The organism is Nocardiopsis halophila DSM 44494 (assembly GCF_000341245.1).
Classification (GTDB): Bacteria; Actinomycetota; Actinomycetes; order Streptosporangiales; family Streptosporangiaceae; genus Nocardiopsis_A; species Nocardiopsis_A halophila.
This window is the reverse complement of record NZ_ANAD01000233.1, coordinates 1-3,712: the sequence shown is the minus strand read 5'-3', so window position 1 is coordinate 3,712 and position 3,712 is coordinate 1. Positions and strand designations below refer to the sequence as shown.

Annotated in this window: 4 protein-coding genes; 3 read left to right on the top strand and 1 reads right to left on the bottom strand. The window is 75.1% G+C overall.

Annotated features, from left to right (window positions below; translation table 11 throughout):
- On the bottom strand, positions 1-596 hold a 596-nt coding region (locus D450_RS0125105; RefSeq protein ID WP_026128758.1), incomplete at its 3' end, for an exonuclease domain-containing protein.
- Positions 597-673: 77 nt separating this feature from the next.
- Between D450_RS0125105 and D450_RS0125100 the strand changes: the two genes are divergently transcribed.
- From D450_RS0125100 to D450_RS0125090, 3 genes are all read left to right on the top strand, one after another.
- Positions 674-874, top strand: a complete 201-nt coding sequence (locus D450_RS0125100; protein ID WP_017541384.1) for a hypothetical protein — start codon at positions 674-676, stop codon at positions 872-874.
- The gene (locus D450_RS0125095; protein ID WP_017541383.1) at positions 874-2,247 is read left to right on the top strand and encodes an NYN domain-containing protein; all 1,374 of its coding nucleotides are present in this window, start codon (positions 874-876) and stop codon (positions 2,245-2,247) included. Before D450_RS0125100 ends, D450_RS0125095 begins: the two co-directional genes overlap by 1 nt.
- A gap of 461 nt (positions 2,248-2,708) precedes the next feature.
- Positions 2,709-3,704 (top strand): C40 family peptidase, encoded by a 996-nt coding sequence (locus D450_RS0125090; protein WP_026128757.1) that lies wholly within the window; start codon positions 2,709-2,711, stop codon positions 3,702-3,704.
- The last annotated feature ends 8 nt before the right edge of the window (positions 3,705-3,712 follow it).

Here is a 3,712-nt window from a genome sequence, read left to right as displayed (position 1 = left end):
GGGGCCCCCAGCCGCTCCAGCAGCCCGTGCAGCACCCCGGCGGCGGCCCGGGCGTCGTCCAGGGCCCGGTGCGAGGGGCGGTCGGCGACCGCGAAGAACCGGGCCAGCGTGCCCAGCTTGTGGTCGCGCACCTCCTCGCGGGTGACCAGGCGTCGCGCCAGCGGCAGGGTGTCCACCACTCGCGGGCGGGGCCAGGGCCGGTCCTGCTCGGCGCAGGCGGCCTTGAGGAAGGACACGTCGAAGGGGGCGTTGTGGGCGACCAGCACCGCACCGCCCTCCAGGTTCGCGAACTCCAGGAAGGCGGGCAGCACCGCGCCGATCGGCGGGGCTGTGGCCACCATCGCCTGGGTGATCCCGGTGAGCAGGGTGATGTGTGCCGGAATCGGGGAACCGGGATTGACCAGGGAGGAGAACTCGCCCAGCACCTCGCCGCCGCGCAGCTTGACCGCGCCGATCTCGGTGATGGCCGAGCCGCCGGCCCGGCCGCCGGTGGTCTCCAGGTCGACCACCACGAAGGTGCCCTCGGCCAGCGGCGTGCCCAGGTCGTCCAGGGTCGCCTGGACGGCGGGCGCGGCGGAGGGGCGGGGCGGGTGCACGCCGACAGGGTAGCCGTGGTGGGCCCCGGACGTGGAAAGATGTCCCGGACCGCGGCGAGAGCAGGGAGGTAGGACAGGTGAGCAGCGAGGCCCCGGCCGAGGGCCGCCGCCGGCAGTGCGGCCGGCGCGGCGACCTGACCAGGTTCGGCGCGGCGCGCACCGTGCGCGGCCGCGACACCGTCCACGCCGTCCGGACCGTCCGCTCCGCGGTCGCCACGGCCGGCGCGGGGAGAGCGGTCGGCGCGGTCGCCCCGGCCGAGAGCGGTGCGGAGGGCTGATGGAGCCCGCCGACACACCCTCGGACCCGCCCGCCGACACGCCCGCCGACACGCCCGCCGAGGACGGCGGCGAGCGGGAGCACCGCCCGCTGCCCGAGGCGGTGCGCTCCCGTGTGGTCGAGTACGGCTCGGACGTGCTCGGCGGGCTGCGCGCCGCCGAGCTGCCGGCGGCGCTGCGCCGCGTGGCCAAGTTCGAGCCGCGCCGCCGCGCCCGCCTGGCCGGCCCGCAGATCGCCGCCCAGCTGGAGACCGACGCCGCCTTCCGGGGGCTGGTCGCCGCCCGGGTGGAGCAGGTCTGGCCCGAGCTGGCCGAAGGGCTGCGCCGCGGCGTGCTCCCGCCGGCCGCCGACCCGGTGGCGGTGGGGGCCGCGGCCTACCTGATCCGGCCGCAGGGGTGGCAGGACATCGTCGACCGGGTGGGCGGGGAGCTGGAGCGCCAGGAGAGCGCCCGGGAGGCCGACGAGGCCGCCGAGGCCCTGGCCGACCTGCGCGCCCGCCTGGACGAGGCGCGCGCCGAGCACCGTGAGGAGGTGCACCGGCTCCGCAAGGAGCTGCGCGAGCAGCGCAGCACCGTGGCCGACCTGCGCCGCAAGGTGCACGCCGAGCGCAAACGGGCCAAGGAGGCCGAGGAGCGCGCCGCACAGGCCGAGGAGGAGATCCGTGACCGCAGCCGGCTCACCTCCGCCCAGGTGGCGGCGGTGGAGGCGGAGAACCGCCGGCTCAAGGCGCGGCTGGAGGCCGCCGAGGGCCAGGTGGAGGCGGCGCGCCGGGCGGCGCGCGCCGGGCGCAGCGCCGACGACGCACGGCTGCGGGTGCTGCTGGACGTGCTGGTGGAGGCCGCGCACGGGCTCCGCCGCGAGCTGGCGCTGCCGAGCTCCATCGCCACCCCGGCCGACCTGGTCGCCGAGGGCCGTTCCGGGCCTGCGCGCCCGGTGCCCGAGGTGGGCGCGCCCACCGACGACCCGGCGCTGGTCGACCGGCTGCTGGAGCTGCCGCGCATGCACCTGCTGGTGGACGGCTACAACGTGACCAAGACCGGCTACCCGGAGCTCCCGCTGGCCGACCAGCGGGCCCGTCTGCTGACGGCGCTGGAGGGGCTGGCCAGCCGGACCAAGGCCGAGATCACCTGTGTGTTCGACGGCGCGGACGTGGAGGCCCCGGTCCAGCAGGGGCAGCGCCGGGTGCGGCTGCTCTTCAGCGACCCGGGGGAGACCGCCGACGAGCTCATCGTCCACCTGGTCCGCACCGAGCCCCCGGGCCGGCCGCTGGCGGTGGTCACGGCGGACAAGGAGATCATCGCCGCAGCCCGCCGCGAGGGCGCCCGCCCGGTCCCCTCCACCCTCCTCCTCCGCCGCCTGGACCCGGGGCGCTGAGGCTCCGCACGCCGCGTCCGGGCGGCCGGGGAGGGCGTGACCCTAGCGTTCTTTGAGGTCAGGTGCCCTGCGTGTGACGGATCTGTGACCGAGTCGAAGCCGGTGGGCAAAAGCCGTACTGGGCAGGGAGAACGGCCGCGGGGCCGCTGTCGGTCGCCGTTACTGTTTCGTTGTTGTGGTTGAGGCGGGTAAAGCGGTCCGCTAGTTTTTCCCAGGAGCTTCATGGTCTCGCGCGCCTCGGTGCAGGCGCCGCCCGCGGGGCGGTGCCCGCCGAGGGGCGCGGGGCTCCCCGTAACCCCATGGGTGCGAGCGGTCGTGCTGCCGTGTCGTCCGGCCCCCGAGTGTCGCCCGGAGACCGCGGTACCCGCCCCCCCGGTCCCGCACCGCGCGGGGCCGGGGCCCGGCCCTCGTCCCCGTCCCAGGCCCCTGAGGGGCCCGACCAGCAAGGAGCGTGGACCGCCATGGCGAACAACGGTGGTCGGCGCACGGCCCGCCGGGTAGCGACCGGTCTCGGGGTCGTGGCGGCCGGCAGTCTGATCGCGTCCGCAGGGACCGGTGTGGCCAGCGCCGATCCGGAGCAGAGCCGTGAGGACGTCCAGCAGAAGCTGGACGAGCTCAACGAAGAGGCCGGCAAGGTCGTCGACGAGTACAACGAGGCCAACGAGGACTACAAGGCGGCCAAGGCCAAGGCCGACGAACTCGACGAACAGGTCGGCGAGGAGAAGGAGCGCTACGAGGAGCTCAAGAAGGAGGCCTCGGAGATCGCCAGTGCCGTGTACCAGGGGGGAGACCTCGGCTCCAACTCCTATGCGCTGACCGTGGAGGACCCCGGTGACCTGATGGACCAGGCCGCCGACGTCGGCAAGCTCTCCGAGAACCAGAAGGCCAAGCTCGACGAGTTCAGCGACTCCAACGAGCGCCTGTTCAAGCTCAAGGACGAGGCCGACTCGGCCCTGGAGGAGGCCAAGGACGAGAAGGACGAGGCCGAGGAGAAGAAGGAGGAGGTCGAGAAGAAGATCTCCGAGCAGGAGGACCTCCTCGCCGAGTTCCCCGAGGCCGACGCCGCCCCCGAGGGCGACGGGTCCACGGCGGCCAACAACGGCTCGGGCAACGCCCGCGCCGCGCTCGACTTCGCGCTCGCCCAGGTCGGCAAGCCCTACGTCTACGGCGCCGCCGGGCCCGACGGCTTCGACTGCTCCGGCCTGGTCATGCGCTCCTGGGGGGCGGCCGGCGTGAGCCTGCCGCGCACCACCTACGGCCAGGCCGAGGCGGGCTCCCGGGTCGGCCGGGACGCGCTGCAGCCGGGCGACATCCTGATGTTCAGCGGCCTGGGCCACGACGGCCTCTACCTGGGCAACGGCCAGATGGTGCACGCGCCGCGCACCGGCAAGAACGTCGAGGTCGTGCCGCTCGCCGGGTACTGGGACGGCCAGTTCATGTACGGCGTCCGGGTCTAGCCGGACCC

Coding starts and splice junctions, on each gene's coding strand:
- D450_RS0125095 (WP_017541383.1), top strand. CDS start 874: ATGGAGCCCGCCGACACACCCTCGGACCCGCCCGCCGACACGCCCGCC.
- D450_RS0125090 (WP_026128757.1), top strand. CDS start 2,709: ATGGCGAACAACGGTGGTCGGCGCACGGCCCGCCGGGTAGCGACCGGT.